Genomic DNA, 16,714 nt, shown 5'->3' with positions numbered 1-16,714 from the left:
CCGGGCCCGTTGGTGGTAGTGGCTTGTGGATTCATGCCACTGGCGATCGGGCTCCCTATCGGGGTCCCGTCCTCATAGAGAGCCTGGATCGTAGGAGAATAGCTCCCGTCCAGTCTTGGGACGGTGGCGACGTAGACGGAATGGCTCTTGGTTCCTTTGGGGGGAGGCAGAGTTGTTGCGTGTGCCGCCAGAGGAGCTGCGATACTGGCTCCTGCTGCGATGACTCCTCCGACGGCGATCCCCGCCAGCAGACGTTTCGGAAATCGCCTCCTCTGGACGTCTTGCCCACTCTGATCGCCAATCTCTTCATGCTCCGTGCTGGCCTCCTGAGTTGCCTTGCCGTAGATGTTCCTCGGCCGCCGAGGCATAGCCACTCCTGCTTTCCCCTCTGGGGAAAGCACAGATGGCGCAAAGATTGACGAATGCCCGCATATGGCGAATAGTCTTTGACTGTATCTATTAGTATGCCCAAGGGGTTCAGAATTTAGTGAGCAAGGGTGCTTGACGGTGCATGTAAGTGCATCGATGACTGCCCTGCCGGGCATCTTGGGTATGACGATCGGGCACTCAGATGGAAATACCGAGAATTCATTCATGGGGGCATCCGGCAGGGCATCCGGAGGGCCTCCCCATTGGATGAAGCTGTTCTCGGTGAGTATCTATGTCACCCCCGGTTAGTTCCGACGATGGCCTGGAGGAAATACAGATCGGCTCTCCAGGTCGAGGGAGTGAGAATTTCTGGGGCTCCGCGTGTTTTCTGACGATGGAAAGTGAGACAGTTTACTGGGCGGGTTTCCGGGACATTCGCATGGTGAGCCTGACGGGAATTCGGCATGGGGCCCCGCGGGCCGGTTATGGGCTGCCGCTGGTTCTGATTTTTGATCTTGATTTCTGGGTGTGTTTTGCGGGTTGGGCTAGAGGTTGTCAGGACTGTTGGCGGCTGATTGGTGGTTCAGGGGCCATCAATTGAGGTCTTCCCGGCAACGTGACGGATGCGGTGCGTGACGGTGCCGCACCGGGCAGCTGAGCCCTTGCGGGGTGATCCGGCGTCAGATAGAAGTGAAGCCCCTGGTAGGAACAGGTCTGCGAAGATCAGTTCCGTACAACCAGGGGCTCCACGTGTCCTCCAGTATCACCTACACCGCCGTCCTCGACGTTCGCAGGGCTACCGCCGAGACCCTCGCGCGACTGCTCGCCGGACACCGCGAACGGCTCGGCACCCGCAAGGCCACCCGGGCACTGGGTCCCTTCAAGCAGGCCGTACTGGTACTGCGCTGGTTCGTCGACGGCACGCGACTGGCCCAGCTCGCCCGCGACAACGGCATTTCGGTGCCGACCGCGTACCGCTACCTGCACGAGAGCCTGACGGTCCTGGCCGACCACGCACCGGACCTGTCCACCGCGCTGGGACGTGCAGCGGCGGCCGGGTACACCCACCTCAACCTGGACGGCACCGTCATCCGCACCGACCGCATCGCCGCCGCCGGCCCGAACAAGGCCGATCTCTGGTGGTCCGGGAAACACAAGCACCATGGCGGGAACGTGCAGGTCATCGCAGCCCCGGACGGCTGGCCGATCTGGGTCTCGCCCGTACGGCCGGGCCGCGAACACGACACCACCTGCGCCCGTGCCCACGGCCTCACCGAGTCCCTGAACCGGCTCGCGGCCACGCTGGGCATCCCCACCCTGACCGACCTCGGCTACGAGAACGCCGGATCCGGCTTCCGCCACCCCGTCAAGAAGCCCAAGGGAGCCGAACTCACCGACGCTGCCAGGGCGTTCAACTCCGTCATCCGCGGCGTCCACGGCGTCGCCGAACGCGCCAACGCCCTGCTTAAGGTCACCTTCAAGGCACTACGAAGGGTCAGCCTCGACCCTGGTGCCATTACCCGGATCACTCGCGCCGCCCTCGTCCTGCTCCAGCTCGAACACGGACGCACCACCTGAACGAAGATCACGAACCGTCACGAGACGTTACTGAGAAGACCTCAGTGGCGAAGCACACGTTCCGCACGCTCGGGATCTTCCTGTGGCACCGCGTGATCAGGTGGTTCATGACACTGCATCACTGGACGTGGAAGGACGTCCGCAGATGGCTACTGGGCCCTCACGGGATCTGGCTGCCGATTACTGCGGACGGCATCGAGTTGGTCAACCCCGCGCGGACACCGGCGATCACCCGCTATCGCTATCGGGGCAACACGATCCCCAGCCCCTGGCCAACCGCCCGAGCAACACTCCAACGGCAGTAACCGTGGAGAGCCCGGTGCTCAGTAATGGGCACGCCGGGTTCGGAGAGCGGCCTGGAGAAACGGACCGGTGGCAACACTGGAACCGCGCTCCAGGCCGACTCAACCGTCAGCGCCGCCAGGGCATCGTTGCGGGCGGCAGCCGCTGGGACCGGCTTGCACGCGGTCGGGGCCACGGCCGCGGCGTGGTACTGGGCATGAGCGACGAGCACGGGCCTCAACCGCCCGTCGCCCTGGTCCTCGGCGAACTCCGGGCCCTGCCACCGCAGACAACCGGACGGCCGCAGTCGAGGAATTCAGCCGCCTTTGGTGGGAGCCGCCCTGGATGCGAGGCCACGGGACGACCACTGCAGCGACCGTGTCCCGATCATTGCCACTCACCTGGAGCGCCTGTGTGGCAGTGGGTTCGGGTGCTGGCCGGGGTGCCTTTTCGGGAGTTTGTGTGGGTAGTGCGGGGGGATTTTCTAGATTTTGGGGTGGGGTGTCTGGTGCCATGGAGGTCAGGCGAAGGGCGCTGGGGCTATCCGTTGTCGGGTGCCCTGGTTGGCGGTTGAGGTGTGGAGGACGACCAGTGGACGAGGACACGGTGCGGTTGTTGGCGCGGGTCCTGGCACCCAGCCATGACGCGACGGAGGACGCGGTGCGGACGCTGCGTGACGAGGCGCGGGTCGTGATGGGAGCGGCGGTCAGTGACGCGGACTGGACCGACGCGGCCGAGGACGGCAGTGAGCTGCGCGGGGACGGCAGCGTACTCGAGCGGGTATTCGACCTTGCTCAGGAGTGGGAGGCCGCGGCGCAGAGCCTCGGCCTGTCCCCGACCACGCTCACCGACCTCGTCACCACCGCCGCCGCCGGCACGGTGGCGCAGCGGTTCAATGTCATCGACTGGCTGCGCCGGGCGGGCCGGCCTGAAACGGAACGGGACCTCGCTCGCCTGGTCACCAGCGTCAGCCTTCTCGACGAGGAACCCTACAAGAGTCATGGGGTGTACCAGGGCTGGGACGCCGCGGCCGGTGAATGGTGCTACCACCTCCACCTGCCCGCACTCGTCCACCAGGATGACGGGAAGGGAGCCACCGCCCGGTGGGGCGAGGGATGGATTGCCGCTTCCCAGGCCGGACCCCGTCTCGAGGCGCTGCTCACGGCCGGCCCCAGAGGGGGAACACCGCCAGCGGCCCCGCTCCCCAGGGTCGCGGTTGGTCCGGCGGGTGGTGGCGGATCCGCTGTTCCGGGCGCGCCCGTGATCCGACGGGACTCCGGAACCCGCACTCTCTGGATCCGGACCTCCACCGGCTCGCAGGAGCGCACCCACTACGCCTTCGCCCTGGACCGGCCCGAGCCCAACTCCCCTGCCTGGACCAGCCAGGAAGCAGCCGAGCGGCGGGCCAAGGCCCACCAGGAAGTCCTCAACAAGGGCATCAGGGCCATCACCCAGATGGCTGAGGGAAACCCCGGCATCACCGCGGCCGAGCTCACCCCGGAGAACATCACGAAAGAACTGGAGAGGGAAATCCGCCGACTCCAGCGATAACCACCCAACCGGCCACACCAGCCCGTCGCTCCGAAGCTGGGCGCTCCGGCGGCCGCACGGCCGCCACCTGAACGGCCCCACCCCGGGCCCGCTTCTACCGTCACACCTTGGAGGCGACCGTGCCCTGTCCCGCCCCCGGCTGCCAGAAGCCCTTCTCGACGGTGGCCAGCGACCTCACCTACACCCGCTGCTACGCCTGCGACACCAGCTTCCACGGCGCCTGCGCGCCCGCGGGCCGGCCGTGCCCGTCCTGCGGTGACTCCGCCGGACCACGCAGTCTGGAGGCCGGTCTCCAGGCTTTGGTCAAGGCCTATATGGCCGTAGCCGGCCGTGCCGCCACCTACCGTGAGAGCCAGATGGGGCCGCTACGCGAGGCCGCGTCAGCCCTGCGGCCGACCCGCTTCCGTTTCAAGACCGCGCCGGAAATCGACGAGGAGGTCACTCGCGGCACGGACGGTGCACTCCACGTGACCCGCGGCGGCCAGCAGTTCAACCTCAAAGGACACCACAATCCGCTCCAGGAAGAAGACGTCCACATCGACGAGGCCACCGGTGTCATCCGCAACACGGACAAGTACGGCTACCCCATCACCATCGCCAAACACGGCACCAAGAGAAAAACCAGCCCCGCCGAACAGAAAAAACCACCCCGCCGCTACGGGCCTCCCAAAAGAGACCTGGGAAAAGAGACACTGGAGCTGGAGAAGAAATGGGCTGCCGCCAGAGGATCCGCACACCGCCAGCATAAAATACAAAATGAGATGAAGCGGCTCGTGGCGGCGCAAATGGAACTCCCTCCGGGTTTCGGCTTCGATGGCGACGGAGAAACTCGACTCACCTATCGCGGTCGGATCGTCCTTTTCGAGGGAAAAGAAGTCCATGCGATCGGCAAATCATTCTTCGCCGTCATTAATTCCGGAGTTGGGGAGAAGCTGCGCTGGGCAAAGGGTGGCGGCGTTCTAATTCCATCCGATCTGACCTCGGCTTTCATGGAATACGAGCCCGACGGGACGACCTGCGAGATGGGATGGGAGCCCGGCAGAGTGGGGAGTTCCCCCGATCTTTGGGGATATAATTCGGAACTCCAAATCCTCTACAAGGGAAGGCCGGTCAGGTTCGGCGGCAGAGATCTGAAAGCCAGCGGGGGTAGATTGTTCGTCGAGGCTGACGGTGGCATGCGCCAGTACCTTGTCACATTCGAAAGCGGGCAAGCCAGGGTAGTTAAGTTCCTCCTGGAAGAGTGGACCAGAAAGGACCTGCAGACGCCTCACAGTGAGGCGCTCGGCACCGTTCTCCCAGCGGACGTCACCCTCGGAAAGCCCGTACCTGGCCCAGACGGCCAGAACAGCTTGCCTGGTGAAACGGCAGCCCCTGACATCTGGGAGGTCGACGGTTCAGGTCGGCTCCGGTACCGGGGGAAGCCCCTGAGGCTCAATGGTAAAGACATACGAGTAAGCCCCCAGGGAGCCTTTATTGCCACCGAGGGCGAGGGCGGTGAGAAGCGTCAGTTCATCGTGACGATCGGCAGTGATGAGAAACCCTCTCCAGTTCATCTGATCCCCGCCGCTCTCATGAAGATGGACATCCGCCTCCCTCCGGCTGAGGCCGCGCAAGCCATCCTCCCCGAAGGGGCAGTGCTGAGCAGGCCGGTTGAATCGTTCAGCGGGGAGTTCGCATTCCCTGGGCAGTACGGTGTCCCAAACTACTGGAGTACGGGAAGGACCGGTGCCATCCTCTACAAGGGGAAACCGGCAGAATTTCAAGGGAAAGAAGTACACACGAGCGGCGAAGGAATATTCGTCACCGCCGCCGGCGGCGGTCAAGGCAGGCAGTACATCATCACCCTCGACAGTGACGGCATCCCACAGCCCATCCATCTCGACCCGGCCGAACTGGAGAGAAGAAACATCCGAACCACTGCCAGCAAGGCACTCACCGAAGTACTCCCGGCAAGAGCCGCCCTGAGCAAACCCGTACAATCAGCGCACGGCACCTACACATTCCCCGACAAATAATCAGCACTCAGTACCGACCAAGGCTTCGGCAAAGTCGCGTGATGTGCGTTTCGTGATCATGTGGGCCCGAGGGCTGTTGCAAAGTCCGGCTCGGCCGGGGCGCGCCTACCATCCGGGTGTCCGTCCGGAGGGGGTATGGGCAGTTCACCACCGGCTGTGAGTCACCGTCAGCATTGTGAGTCCTGCAGGGAAGGCATGGTCCCGGCACCGAAAGGTCTCGGCGTGCCCATGAACCAGCCCACCCCCGCCCGCGCCGCCCGTACTGGTACCAAGTACGGCGAGGCACTACGCACCTTCCGCCCGCCCGGGCCCGCGCCGCTGCCGGTCATCGTCAGGTTCCTCTCGGACCGCAGCTACGACACTCACAGCACCGTCGGAGGCATCGCCGCGAGCTGGGCGCACCAAGGCGAGCGGGTCCTGGTACTCGAGGAAGCGGATCCGGACTGGCGCTTCCTGCACGCCATCGCCCACGCGGCCGGCACAAGAAGCAGGAGCCGGTCCCGCCAGCCCCGGTGACCCGCATGCTGTGGGAACAGCCCGACGGCACCGGCCAGCTCACCCACCACACCTGCCTGTGGCAGCAAGGACCGATCATGCAGCGCGACCGAAGCCTGCTGCCGGACGCCGTAGAAGCCGTTCGGGACAACTACGACCTGGTGGTCTGGTGGGGATCGGCGAGCAGTTCCTGCGCCCGCGCGATCTGATCGGCCGTCAACGTCGTGAGCCGTCGCACCGCCACCGGCCGGCCCTGCTCGTCACGGTCGATCAGCTCGTCCCGACGGCCTGTCAGCTGTTCCTGGACGACCGCGTCGACCAGATTGCGGTCGAGGACCTGCCCCGACCGCGCGTGGGCGGCCCAAAAGGCGTCCTTGGCTTCCCAAGCGGCCTCCAGCTCGGCGAGGCCGACCTCCTGCTCCACACCGCCGACCGTGACCCACCGGTAGGTGCCCTGCGCGGAGCCGAAGCGGAGCATCACGGTGACGGCCTGGTCGAAGAGAGCGAAGTCCATGCCCCTCCAACTCGCCTGCGCCGCGCGAGGTCACGTCGGGCCGACTTACGCGGTGCTATCGAGTGCGGCCCGCAGCTGGGCGGCGAGCGCACGGGCCTCCTCGGCCAGGACTGCTGCGGATGGCCGGCCCTCCTCGACCGCAATCCGCTCCAGCGAGGCCGCCTGGCGCTCCGTCAGCCGGAGCCGGAGCATCGGGTCAGGGCCGCCGGAGCGCATGTCCCGGTAGAGGTAGTTCAGGCCCTCCAGGACATGGTTCATCTCGTCCAGCAGCGAGAGCGTGGGCAGGCGGCCGGTGACGGCCTGCTCGCCGACCCGCGCCTGGCCGCCCACCGTCCAGGAGCTGCCCGTTCTCGATGGGTGCGAAGCCGCCTCGTGCAAGCGCAGGCTGCGGTACCGGGCCCCCGGCGGCTGCGGGTTGTACGGGTCGTGCAGGGCATCCTTCCATGCCTGCTCGGCCTCGCGGTACCGCTCGTGGGCGCTCTGCCGCTTGACGCCCAGCTGGTCGGCGATGACCTCCCAACTGGTGCCCTTCTCCCGCTCGTAGAGCACGGCCCGGTCAGTGCCGTCCCGCGCCCGCACTGACCCGATCGTGGGAACGCGAGCGTTGCGGCCTTGGCCTGCCGGTGCCGCCTTCGCTACGGTCCTCACGGCTGGACGCGTACTGCCGCTCATCGCCGTCCCAGGACGGCCCGCTGGTACCGGCACGGCCTGGGGCGCGGGCAACCACGACCTCTAGGGGCGACCCCGTCGGCGACGACGTCGACCTGCTCTCACCGTGAACTGGGCCACCGACGGCGAGGGCTGGTCGAACTGCTGGGACCACGAGAACGTCTCCGGCGGCACTCCCCGGCCCGTCCGTGACCCGTGTGCCGAACCGCGTGCGGTACCTGCGGACCACCAAGGGCGGTGCCCAGGCGCTCGCCGACGCCGACGTCACCGTCACCCCCGCGACCCAGCGGGCCTAGGCCAAGGGCAAGCAGACCCCCGGGACGGGCCACCCAGGAAGCCATCGACACCGCCTACTGGAACTGCGCGCCGCGAACGTGCTGAACAGTGGTGCGTTCAAGCAGCATCTCAACCGGGCCGGCCGAGGTTCCAAGATTGAGATCCACTCCATCAACCAGCAGGTCGTGGGGGAGAACCGGCGTCGCGACAACCTCCGCGTGCGCTCCTTCCAGGTCTGCTACGTCTGGGACGATGCCGTCGACGCCCTCACCGCAGGTGATGCCGGCAGGCTCGCCGAGATCTGGGAGGACATCATCAGCGAACTCGACTCCGACTACGGGGCTTACCTGTACGTTTCGCACGTGGGGCTCGGTGCCTGACGTGCAGCAGTGCCCCGCCGGTTCTGGCCGGCGAGGAGCGGCCGTGCCGCGGCAGGAGCCCGGTCCGGCCGGCCCCGGACGCGACCACCCCCAACCCGATCCGCGAGGAGCAGTGATGCGGCAGCAGGAGCCCGGCCCGGCCGGCCCCGGCGACCAGGACGACAGCGGCCAGGACCACGAGGACGACTGGGCCTAGCAGGAGGAACCGCCACCAAAGGCCGTTCGGGGCCCGCCAAGGGCCCGCCGTGGCCCCGCGAGGTGGCCCCGGGTGCCCCGCCTCGGTTGCGGCCTGCCCTGCCGCGCCTGCCGGCCGCCGTGCGGCCCCATGCCCCTGCCTTGCCCGGCGCTGGGCCCGGTTGGTGGGCTTTGGCCTGGGCGGTGGTCAGTGTGTCGGGTGGGCGGTGTGCCGCCCGGAGGGGTTTTCGGGCGGCTGGACCAGGACGTCCCACAGGGGGTCGTGGCGGCCGGGGACGCTGCGCCCGGCCGCGTTCCATGTCCGGGCGAGGTGGGCGTAGATCGGGGTGTCCGGCAGAGGCGGGGAGTGGGGGTGCGGAACTGTTTCGGCTCGCGGCACCGGGAGAGAAACCGCGGCCAGCTGGGGCATCGTCACTTTCTGACCAACGGTTCAGCGGCACCCGGCGGTACGGCCGCTGTGAAGTTGGGGGCGGGGAGGCGCTTGGTCGGCGCCGGGTCTGTCGGGCACCCCCGAGAGGGCGCTGGCGCCAGCCCGCCAGGCACTCTCTTGGTCTTCAGGGCCGCTGCCGCTTTCCGGGGGTGTCCTCGACGAGGCCGAGCTCCCGGGCGGTCTGGGCAGCAGGGCGCGATGTCTCGATCACCAGCTTCACGGCCTCCTCCCGGATACTCGGGATTGAGCCGCGAGGCACGGGTAGCCGTGGTGCCGGCCGGGTCCTGGCCGGCGGCCGGGGCGGTGGCGGGTTTGCGGGTGGCGACCTGCCTGTTGAACTCCTCTTGGTTGTACCAGGTCCCCCGGTGGAGGAAGTTCTCACTGCCGGGGGCGGTGTTGGTGTAGTTGTAGACGGCTGCCCGGTTGGTGCGGTATCCCCATCCGGGCATGGCCGTGTAGGGGACGGCCTCGTACATGCGCAGGAAGCGCTCCGCGTCCAGTGCCCAGGCGCTGGCGGCGGCGTCGAAGGCGATCACGGCCTGCGGTGTCTGGCCTTCGAGGGTGTGGTCCCGGTCGGGCAGGGTCTCGCACACGGCACTGAACCCGTCGCCCAGCAGCTTCTTCCAGTCCTTCAGGACCAGGATCCGGTTGTCCTCGTTGAAGCCCTTCCATTCACTGGTGCCGGAGAACCAGCACGCGCCCACCGTGTCCGCCAGGTCCATCCGGGCCGCACCGACCGCGCCGACACCGAGATCGTCCCCGTCCTCGTCCAGGACGATCAGGGCATCGGCTCTGTCGCACGTCCGGTGGTGACGGAGTGTCAGGTAGGCCGGGCGGGTGTTGGTGAGCGGATCGTGGCCCGGATCCGTGCGGCGCTCGACGCGTAACGCTCCGAACATCCCGTACAGCCTCCCTGGCAAGACGGTGTGGGTGTGCCACGCCGGGAACGGACCGTGAGGGTGCCGATCCGCTGTCATCGCCTCTGCCGAACGGGGTGACCGGGGTCGTGGGTTCGGCGATCCGAGACGTGATCAGTCGGCCGGTTCCTCGGCCCAGGAGACAAGGATGTAACCGGCGTCCAGCTGATCAAGTGCGACCGTCTCGTTGACCCCGCATGAGGTGAGGCATAGGGCAAAGTGCCCGTGAGGAGCGGCATTTTCTATTCTCATGATTCCTAGTTGCTCGACCTTTGGGGTGCCTGGACGGGACTGCCATACTTGCCCTGGGGCCGCAACGACGTAGATGCTTCCGTAAGCGTAGGCGGTGCATGCGACGCGGAGTGCGGCCCGGTCGCTTAAGCAATCTTCGCGGCGCAGGCGAGAGCGGTAGGAATTCACGAGCTGGGCTGCCCGCTGGGGTCCCACGACGTCGTCGATTCCACCGCCGCCCATAGTCAGCCTCGCTCCCCTGTAGACCGAGCATCCGTTTTTTGCGGCCTCTTGAAGTATGGCCACCCCTTGAAGGTGGTCCAGCGACCATAAATGCACGAGGCCCTGACAGTATAAATATTACGTCCACATCGCGTGATTGCCAGCCCGAAGGGGAATCTGCTGAGGCAGGAAATGGCCTCGTCAGCCTTCCCTTCGGCTCGCTGCCTGGCGGCTGCCGCTGTGGTTTATTAGAAATGCCCGCCGGCCGTGTCACGCGCCGGGGGTGGCTGGTTTGCGAGAGCCCGAGGGCTTTGCAACCGTCACGACTCTCGCACATGCACGGAGAAGAAAATGGCACAAGGAACTGTGAAGTGGTTCAGCTCTGAAAAGGGCTATGGATTCATCACTCAAGCAGAGGGTGGAGCCGACGTCTTCGTCCACTATAGCGAGATCAAAATCACTGGATTCAGGGAGCTCAGCGAGGGGCAGAAAGTTGAATACGACGTGACCCAAGGCCAGAAAGGGCCGCAGGCAGCCAACGTCCGCCTATCTTGAAGTAGTCCCACTGAGACCTGTAAGTGTTCCCCTGACGACCAGATAACCGCCCGGCCCGGCCGGGCGGTTATCTGGTCCTTGGGTTTTGTGCCTGCGACGTGCTGTTGGTTTCCGGTGTGCGTCCGGCTGCGCCGGTCGCAGAGGGTCGAGGCAGGGTGGTGGGCGCTGTCACGTTGTCTGGGTGGGGGTGGGGTGATCTTGGTGGAGGGGTTCGTCCGTGTCGCCTGTGCCGCCGTCGTACAGCAGCCGTCGGTATCCGGTTGAGGTGTGGTCTCGCACTGCGTGTGGTTGTACTTCCGGTTCCTGCTCTCCTTCCGTGAGGTGGCGGAGTTGGTGCTCGAGCGCGGTGTGGTCGTCTCCTGCGAGACGGTGCGGTGGTGGTGTCCGAAGTTCGGGCAGGCCTACGCGAACGCCGCGCGCCGGCATCGTCCCCGGCCGGGTGACAAGTGGCACCTGGACGAGGTCTTCATCAAGGTCCAGGGCCAGTGGAAGTACCTGTGGCGGGCGGTCGACCAGGACGGCGACGTCCTCGGCTTCCTGGTCCAGAACCGGCGTGACAAGGCCGCGGCCAGGTGTTCCTCCGTCGGCTTCTCACCACCACCACCGCTGTGCCGCGGGTGATCGTCACCGACGAACCCGCCTCCTGCAGGGCCGCGCACCGGCAGGTCATGCCCTCGGTTGGGCACCGCTCCCACAAGGGCTGGAACAACCGGGCCGAGAACTCCCACCAGCCCACCCGCCAGCGCGAACACGCCATGAAAGGCTTCCGTTCCGCCGGCGGAGCCCAGAGAGTCCTGGCCGCGCTCACCGGCATCAGCCCCATTTCCGACCCCGGTGCCACCTCCTCACCGCTGACACCTACCGCCTCGAGACGACCATCCGCTTCACCACCTGGGACCACATCACCAGCACCACCGGCCCACCCACCACGGCCTGACCAACAGCCAACAACCGGCCCGGACACGTCCTCACACACGGCCAGACGGCCGACTCCCCAACAACGTGACAGCGCCCTTTGAAGTCCATCACGGGAGATGACCCCATCGGGAACAGTTCGGGTCCCCAAAGTCGGCTTCACTGCCTATTTCATGCACGGACGGCCTGGAACACAGTTCTGGTCTAGGTGACTCACCAGGATATTCCCCGAACTCAAGAGGCAGGTGTTGTGATCATGCCGGAGAGCGACAAGGGCAGCAGGGCGAAGCTTGTGCCACCACAGCGGTTGGTCATCTCGGACTACATGCCCGAGCTCCTCAAGTCGCTCTGGACTGCCCAGGAATACTGGTGGGAACTGCCCTTCGACGGTCTTGTGGAGTGGCTCGACTCGTCCGACGGAGGCGGAAAGGTCCCGGAAGTGAACGGGCTCCCGGGGCTGCTTACGGCCCTTCGGGAAATGCCCGAAGGCGAGCGAATGGATGAGCTGCAGAACCTGGTGCTGTACTGGTGGGACCTGAGCGAGAAGAAAACGACGGCTCTCCCCCTCCCTCCCACCACCGGTCCTTCGCATACGCGAATCGAGATGCTCCCGCTTCCTACCGCCCAGAAGGTCGTTTACGAGAATGTTTTCACAGAGCAGGCGGTTGACGACTCGAATGAGATGACGGTGGACGGCGTACGGCTCGTGAGGGACGGAGCGGACAAGCCCTGGCGAAAACTGTACCAGCCAGGCGACATATCGGACTCCGGGGCCCACATCCTCATCCTCTCTCCCGAAGGGACGACGTGGGTCCTCCTCCCGCAGGAGGAACGAAAGGATCCTCTCTATTATTTGACGCCAGATGTCGTCAAAAGAATCAAGGAGTCCAACAAAAAGATCCTTGACTATCTATTCGACTACCAATCGAATGTCGCCAGGAAGGGCTTCACTGTACCAAGAAAGAAGCCATTCCGTCTATTCCAAGAAGCGCTCATTATCGGAGAAGACGAATTTCCGGAACTGGATTCATCACACCTCGTCTACAAGGGCGAGCTCTGGATGGTGGTAGCCGGCTCGTCCGTAGATCTGGTGATACACGCCGTCGGTCAGGAGGGCATCAGCAGAGTCAGGCAAGAGATCGCCCTGCTCGGCTCCAATGGATTCGGCAAGCAGAGCGACAGGAGAATACTGTCCTCCTACGACCAGGCGGCACGCTGGGGGTCGGCCTCGACCAAGGGCCAACTGAATCAAGATGGGCGGTCCGAGATAGAGCGAATGAAATTCGACTTCGACAGTGTCGAAACATACGAGATGGTGGTTCTGAACCCAGGAACGCTGAGTGAGCACACCAAAGAGCACAGGAAATCTGGCGCGAAAGAACTCGATCAGCTCGCCAAAAAAATCCCCAGGGGGAGGAGTAAGGTGGCACCCTCCTCTGTCACATTTTATCAAGTCGGCCGGAAGGGCGAGCTCATCTGCTTCGGTGGCATCCCCGAGGAAACCGCAAAAATCCTCAGAAATAGCCAGTTTGCCGGAAAGGACATCGTCGGGAAAGTGTGGGCCGCTCGGACAGGCAAAGGAATCGTCTACGTTGTAAAATACGACGGTGTCATTCCCAAGGAATACTTTGAGAGCGTCAAGAATTTCATCGAGAGCTGCGCAACCGAAAACTTGCTGCCCACTGCCACCGCAGAGGGGAAGGTCCGCGTCACGACCTGACAGATTCTCTCAACCTCGATGGCGCTGTCACGTTGTTGGGGAGTTGGCCGTCTGGCCGTGTGTGAGGACGTGTCCGGGCCGGTTGTTGGCTGTTGGTCAGGCCGTGGTGGGTGGGCCGGTGGTGCTGGTGATGTGGTCCCAGGTGGTGAAGCGGATGGTCGTCTCGAGGCGGTAGGTGTCAGCGGTGAGGAGGTGGCACCGGGGTCGGAAATGGGGCTGATGCCGGTGAGCGCGGCCAGGACTCTCTGGGCTCCGCCGGCGGAACGGAAGCCTTTCATGGCGTGTTCGCGCTGGCGGGTGGGCTGGTGGGAGTTCTCGGCCCGGTTGTTCCAGCCCTTGTGGGAGCGGTGCCCGACCGCCAAAGACAGGCGAGGAACCCGGACCCGGGTGACCCGGATCAGAAGGCCCCTGTTCGCCGTCCCCAGCAGACGGAACCCTGACATATTCTGGGGCCCACACCCTCCAGCGGGCTGGCCTCTGATCCGGCCGGCCCGCTCGGTGGCCCGGGCGGCTTGTTCGCCGGCCTGGGCGGGCCCATGTGTCCATGGGCTGCCCAGGGACACATGGGCCCGCCTGTCCAGGCTGCGGCCGCCCACCGGACGTAAGGGCCAGGGGCGCAAGGGACAGGGCAGGTCCGATGCCGGTGGGCCGGGGTGCTGGTACGCCGGACAGCCCGCCAGGCGCCATCCCCGGGGGTCAGGCCCCTGCCGCTACGGGTGTCGGGGCGGGTGTCATCCTTCCGGCGACCGTGTCCGTGCCCGTGCCGCCCACCCCGGGGTGCGGGTGCGGGGCGTGGTGTTGTCCGGGCTCCGTACGCCGCTGCCGAGCGGCTGCGCGCGCTGCGCCGGGTGGGTGCTGGTGCCGCTGCGCCGGGCCCGCCACGGTGCTGTTCGTGGCTGGTTCCCGGTCCCGCCGCCGGGGAGACGGGGCGGGGCCGGGTAGGAGCACACCGCGGGGGTGTGGCAGGCGTTCGGGTCCGGGGAAGAGCCGGTCCTGCCCTGTCAAGGGTAGGCGCGGCGGGCGGGGGCGGGGCTTCCTGTTGGGGCAGTCCCGCGCCGGGCTGCCGGCCGGGGGTTGTTGATGGTGGCCGGGGGGCCTGCAATCCACCGCACCAGCTGGTTGGGGCCGGTGGGCGTGGAGACCATGGACAGCCAGCTTCCGCCGTCGAGCACCTCGACGGCGGGCAGAACGCGGCCGGTGTTGATCCGCCACAACAGGTGCGCCCCCGTGCCGGCTGCCTGGCGCATCAGTTCCAGGCCGGCGGAGCCTCGATCGGCCAGGTGCGGCATGCCCGGTTGCAGCGCCACGCAGAGTTGCCGGTCCTGGCTCTTCTCACTGTCGGTGATGGGCCCTGTCACCGGGTCCACCAGCGCCCGGCTCCCGCATTCAACCAGCGGGGTGAGCCGGACCAGCGGATACGTCGCGGCTCGACGGGCTTGGTAGTAGCCGAAGAACGCGGCGTTGGCCGGGCTGTCGGCGACCTTGAGGGTGGTCCCGTCCCAGGCCACCGTTCGCAGCCCGCGCCACCACGGGCCGAGGGTCTCCGCTGTGGCCGTGCAGCCTTTCAACTGGTCGAACAGCAGGGCGAGCGGGTCGGGCCCTATCCGGCGTCGGGCCTGGCGCAACGCGGCGGCGGACGCGGCGGCGGAGGGGTCGCAGAGCCGCCAGAGCTTCGATGTGCCGCCAGTCTGCCACCGTCCGTCTGATCAAGTCGCCCGCTCTTGACAACGTGGCGGCATTGTCGCTGGTGGAGCGGTTGCGGTTGCTGCCCGATCCGCGTCGGCGCCGAGGGGTGCGTCACCCGTTCGTGGCAGTGTTCCTGGTCGCCGCCTCGGCGGTGACTTGCTGGCAGCGATGACCGGCGACGGCCGGACCGTCACCCAACTTCGGGTGCCCGACAAGACCAACGAGATCACCTGCTTCACCGCTTTGCTGGCGCCTTACGACCTGACCGGAGTCACGGTCACGGCCGATGCCCTGCACACCCAGTGCGGTCACGTGCGTTTCCTAGTCGAGGAGAAGAAGGCCCATTCTGGCTTCGGTTCGAGTGAGGGGTGGCCGTGGCGAGGTGGCGGAAGACGTTCTTCGACGAAGTCAGCACGCGGCTGGCCCAGCTCGGTCTCTCTCTGTGTTCTGTGTGCCGTTCGCGGGGGCTGAGCGTCAGCCGCTGGCCGACGGCCGTACGCGTCGGTGGCCCTTCCCAAGGGGAGACGCCCGGGCATGACGCGGAGGTCAGTGTTTTGTCCCTGATCCATGTGGAGTGCCCGGTGTGCGGCCACGTCCTCCTCTTCAACTCGGAGCGCTTCCGCAGCAGGGACACCCCCGTGTTCGTCGCCGGACTGACTGAAGAGGAAGAAGCGCGAGCCGAGAAGGACTCACCGTGGCAGCTGTAGTGACCTGCAGTTTGTGTAGGAGCGCCATGCCGGGGCCGCAGCTATGAGTCGGCCCTTACCCTGGTCCGGTGACGGGCGGGATGAGCGGGCGGTGGTCCCGCAGTGCGGTGAGGGCCTGGCGGCGGCCGCCAACTCGTCGGTACGGTTCTGCTCTGGACGGTGCAGGTCAGCGCATTGGCGGGGCGTGCGGCGCTCGCGTGCGCGGGTGGCCGCCATCCAGACTGGGCAGCGGGCGGTCTGTCCGGTGTGCGTGGTGGAGTGGACGGCGGGGGTGGAGGGCTCGGTGGGGGCGGTGTTCTGTCCGGGGCGGTGCCGGACCCGGGCGTGGAGAGCGGGCCTGGGGCGTGAGGACGGGAGTTCGCAACAGCGGTGACGCCAGGCGGTGCGGAGCCGGGCTCTCCGCTCCCGTGCGCCCATACCCGGCACGGGAGTTAACACCGACTCTGGCGGTGGAGCCGGGGTCGGTCGTCGGCGAACCCAGCCGGTGCCCCGGCGGTTGGGGCTGGTGATTCGGTGATGTCGGAGCTGGTGGGCGCGGTCTCCGCTATTGCGCGCGACTGCTCGCTCCGTGATTCCGGCGTGTGTACAGGGCGCGGTGGGTGCAGGGGGTTGGCGGCATACCATGGGCCGGCCGGCCGGCCGGCAGCCCCGGCCCGGGCGGACCGACGGAAACCCCGAGCAGCCCCGCTCGCAACGGCGCGCCTCCCGACCCCACCAACCAACATCCCCTACCCTACGTAATGGCGGGATCACACTCCGGGCCCGCCAAGGATAAGGCAGGCAGGTCCCGTTCCCGCCCTACCCAGAGGCCAGGACAGGAACGGGACCCCTACCCAACCCCCACCACGAACAACCACCTGAATCGCCACACCCGGCACCCACCACGCCACAGACCTCCGACGTGAACCAGGCACGAGACGGGCCTGACCCTTGCTCCGGCGTGCCGCCGCAGAGCGGCCACAGTGAGCCGCAACCGCAGCGGACCAAGAGAGCCTGTCCGCCCTTGA

The 16,714-nt window shown here is 66.4% G+C and carries 12 protein-coding genes and 3 pseudogenes; 10 read left to right on the top strand and 5 right to left on the bottom strand.

All coding sequences use genetic code 11. From position 1 onward, the window contains the following. Positions 1-1,119: 1,119 nt before the first annotated feature. The 5 genes and pseudogenes from OHV05_RS35575 (at position 1,120) to OHV05_RS35555 (ending at position 6,311) form a co-directional block, all read left to right on the top strand. Positions 1,120-1,947, top strand: coding sequence for a transposase family protein (locus OHV05_RS35575; RefSeq protein WP_331730070.1), 828 nt, complete (start codon positions 1,120-1,122; stop codon positions 1,945-1,947). A 116-nt stretch (positions 1,948-2,063) separates the two neighbouring features. Further along, a pseudogene (locus OHV05_RS35570) lies at positions 2,064-2,252 on the top strand (group II intron reverse transcriptase/maturase); the annotation flags it as partial. 568 nt (positions 2,253-2,820) lie between these two features. Further along, positions 2,821-3,780 carry a hypothetical protein gene (locus OHV05_RS35565; protein ID WP_331730068.1) on the top strand — a complete coding sequence of 320 codons (960 nt, stop codon included), beginning with the start codon at positions 2,821-2,823 and terminating at the stop codon, positions 3,778-3,780. A 107-nt stretch (positions 3,781-3,887) separates the two neighbouring features. Then, positions 3,888-5,795: a hypothetical protein gene (locus OHV05_RS35560; RefSeq protein WP_405021623.1), complete on the top strand. Its 1,908-nt coding sequence runs from the start codon at positions 3,888-3,890 to the stop codon at positions 5,793-5,795. A gap of 228 nt (positions 5,796-6,023) precedes the next feature. Beyond that, positions 6,024-6,311, top strand: coding sequence for a hypothetical protein (locus OHV05_RS35555; protein ID WP_331730063.1), 288 nt, complete (start codon positions 6,024-6,026; stop codon positions 6,309-6,311). A gap of 130 nt (positions 6,312-6,441) precedes the next feature. On the opposite strand, the gene OHV05_RS35550 is transcribed toward OHV05_RS35555, so the two are convergent. After that, entirely contained in the window at positions 6,442-6,804 is a 363-nt protein-coding gene (locus OHV05_RS35550) for a hypothetical protein (RefSeq protein ID WP_331730060.1), read from the bottom strand. Between the two features lie 45 nt (positions 6,805-6,849). Next, entirely contained in the window at positions 6,850-7,383 is a 534-nt protein-coding gene (locus OHV05_RS35545; RefSeq protein ID WP_331730057.1) for a hypothetical protein, read from the bottom strand. 464 nt (positions 7,384-7,847) lie between these two features. On the opposite strand from OHV05_RS35545, the gene OHV05_RS35540 reads away from it, so the two are divergent. Beyond that, on the top strand, positions 7,848-8,129 hold the full coding sequence (locus OHV05_RS35540) for a hypothetical protein (RefSeq protein WP_331730055.1): 282 nt from the start codon (positions 7,848-7,850) through the stop codon (positions 8,127-8,129). Positions 8,130-8,172: 43 nt separating this feature from the next. Continuing rightward, positions 8,173-8,325: a hypothetical protein gene (locus OHV05_RS35535; RefSeq protein ID WP_331730053.1), complete on the top strand. Its 153-nt coding sequence runs from the start codon at positions 8,173-8,175 to the stop codon at positions 8,323-8,325. A 410-nt stretch (positions 8,326-8,735) separates the two neighbouring features. On the opposite strand, the gene OHV05_RS35530 is transcribed toward OHV05_RS35535, so the two are convergent. Continuing rightward, positions 8,736-9,653 (bottom strand): hypothetical protein, encoded by a 918-nt coding sequence (locus OHV05_RS35530; RefSeq protein ID WP_331730047.1) that lies wholly within the window; start codon positions 9,651-9,653, stop codon positions 8,736-8,738. An 822-nt stretch (positions 9,654-10,475) separates the two neighbouring features. Between OHV05_RS35530 and OHV05_RS35525 the strand changes: the two genes are divergently transcribed. From OHV05_RS35525 to OHV05_RS35515, 3 genes and pseudogenes are all read left to right on the top strand, one after another. Beyond that, a complete protein-coding gene (locus OHV05_RS35525) occupies positions 10,476-10,679 on the top strand; it encodes a cold-shock protein (RefSeq protein WP_331730045.1) in 204 nt (67 codons plus the stop codon). Between the two features lie 217 nt (positions 10,680-10,896). Next, positions 10,897-11,616 (top strand): annotated as a pseudogene (locus OHV05_RS35520) (IS6 family transposase). A 234-nt stretch (positions 11,617-11,850) separates the two neighbouring features. Then, positions 11,851-13,314 (top strand): hypothetical protein, encoded by a 1,464-nt coding sequence (locus OHV05_RS35515; protein WP_331730042.1) that lies wholly within the window; start codon positions 11,851-11,853, stop codon positions 13,312-13,314. A 96-nt stretch (positions 13,315-13,410) separates the two neighbouring features. Here OHV05_RS35515 and OHV05_RS35510 read toward each other — a convergent pair. Together OHV05_RS35510 and OHV05_RS35505 are read right to left on the bottom strand one after the other, a co-directional pair. Beyond that, positions 13,411-13,673, bottom strand: a pseudogene (locus OHV05_RS35510) (IS6 family transposase); the annotation flags it as partial. Between the two features lie 642 nt (positions 13,674-14,315). After that, on the bottom strand, positions 14,316-14,939 hold the full coding sequence (locus OHV05_RS35505) for a hypothetical protein (protein WP_331730040.1): 624 nt from the start codon (positions 14,937-14,939) through the stop codon (positions 14,316-14,318). Between the last annotated feature and the right edge of the window lie 1,775 nt (positions 14,940-16,714).

This window comes from Kitasatospora sp. NBC_00070, from assembly GCF_045041205.1.
Lineage (GTDB): Bacteria > Actinomycetota > Actinomycetes > Streptomycetales > Streptomycetaceae > Kitasatospora.
This window is presented reverse-complemented; position numbering and strand designations above follow the sequence as displayed.

Excerpts from the sequence above, each read along its gene's own strand:
- OHV05_RS35550 (WP_331730060.1), bottom strand. The coding sequence starts at position 6,804 with ATGGACTTCGCTCTCTTCGACCAGGCCGTCACCGTGATGCTCCGCTTC.
- OHV05_RS35525 (WP_331730045.1), top strand. The coding sequence starts at position 10,476 with ATGGCACAAGGAACTGTGAAGTGGTTCAGCTCTGAAAAGGGCTATGGA.
- OHV05_RS35530 (WP_331730047.1), bottom strand. The coding sequence starts at position 9,653 with ATGTTCGGAGCGTTACGCGTCGAGCGCCGCACGGATCCGGGCCACGAT.
- OHV05_RS35515 (WP_331730042.1), top strand. The coding sequence starts at position 11,851 with ATGCCGGAGAGCGACAAGGGCAGCAGGGCGAAGCTTGTGCCACCACAG.
- OHV05_RS35555 (WP_331730063.1), top strand. The coding sequence starts at position 6,024 with ATGAACCAGCCCACCCCCGCCCGCGCCGCCCGTACTGGTACCAAGTAC.